This window comes from Polaromonas sp. P1_E1_2 (assembly GCF_056406035.1).
Genome location: NZ_JBFUAZ010000802.1, coordinates 1 through 1,525, shown reverse-complemented (window position 1 = coordinate 1,525; position 1,525 = coordinate 1). Strand labels below are relative to the sequence as shown.

General features: G+C 63.5%; 1 protein-coding gene. It reads left to right on the top strand.

Annotation, left to right across the window (positions count from 1 at the left end; all coding sequences use genetic code 11):
* The coding region (gene dnaG, locus AC1D1P_RS23035; RefSeq protein WP_477674595.1) for a DNA primase at positions 1-1,525 on the top strand (1,525 nt) is incomplete at both ends.

Below are 1,525 nucleotides of genomic sequence, written 5' to 3'. Positions count from 1 at the left end.
GTTCTATCACTGCTTCGGCTGCGGCAAAAACGGCAACGCCATCAGCTTTCTGATGGACCACGGCGGCATGACCTTTGTCGAAGCCGTCAAGGACCTTGCCCAGCAATACGGCCTGCAAGTGCCTGAAGACGACGTCTCCCCGCAAGACCGGGCGCGGGCCGCCCAGATGCGCGAGCAGCAGGCCACACTCACCAGCGTGCTTGAAAAAGCCGGCGTCGCCTACATCAAGGCCCTGCGCAACTCCGAGCGCGCCATCGACTACTTCAAGGGCCGCGGCGTTTCGGGCGAAGTCGCCAAGACCTTCGGCCTGGGCTACGCACCTGAAGGCTGGCGCAGCCTCGCCAGCGTCTTTCCGGATTACAACGACCCGCTGCTGGTAGAAAGCGGCCTGGTCATCACGGGCGAGCCCGGCGAAGAAAACCAGGCCGGTGAAGCCAAGCGTTATGACCGCTTTCGTGACCGGGTCATGTTCCCCATCCGCAACGTCAAGGGCGAATGCATAGGCTTTGGCGGCCGCGTGCTCAGCGACGAAAAGCCCAAGTACCTCAATTCGCCGGAAACCCCTGTGTTCAGCAAGGGCCGGGAGCTTTATGGCCTGTTCGAGGCCCGCACCGCCCTGCGCGAACACGGCTATGCCCTCGTCACAGAAGGCTATATGGACGTGGTGGCCCTGGCCCAGCTGGGGTTTGCCAATGCGGTGGCAACCCTGGGCACCGCCTGCACGGCTGATCACGTGCAAAAGCTGTTCCGCTTCACCGACTCAGTCGTCTTCAGCTTTGACGGCGACAGCGCCGGCCGCCGCGCCGCCCGAAAAGCGCTGGACGCCGCCCTGCCCTTTGCCACGGACGTACGCACCGTCAAGTTCCTGTTCCTGCCGGCCGAACACGACCCCGACAGTTACATCCGCGAGCACGGCCAGGAAGGCTTCGCGGCCTATGTCAGCAAGGCCGTGCCGCTCAGCCGCTTCCTGCTGGAGGCCGCCGCCGAGGGCTGCGACCTGGACACCGCCGAGGGCCGCGCCCACATGGCCAGCAACGCCCGCCCGCTGTGGAACCTGATGCCCGATGGCGCATTGAAACGCCAGCTGCTGGCTGAAATTGCCGACAGGGTATTGATTGACAGCCGCGAACTGATGCAGCTTTGGCAACCTGCGACCTCCAAGGGCAGCTATAAAAATAATAGCAGCTTACGCACGTCCAATAAGGGCCAGAAGCCGGAATCATCCTCAGCATCAGGCGCTTCCCAGGACATGTCCGGCCCTGCGGACTATCTGCCGGATTTTCGCGAGGAGCCCGATTACACCTCGTCCGAGCCCTCTGGCAACTATTTCCCGGCATCGTCAACGGCGGGACGCAGCTTCGGCGCCCGGGCTCCACGCCGCGTGGCTGGCCGTATCCTGCCGGCCAGTCGTGAAGACCGCGTGCTCAGGTTGCTGCTGACCGAAGCCCAGACCTGGGACCGGCTCACCACTGAAGAGCATCATTTACTGGTCGAGTTGCCTGAGCCCCACGGCCCGCTTTTCATC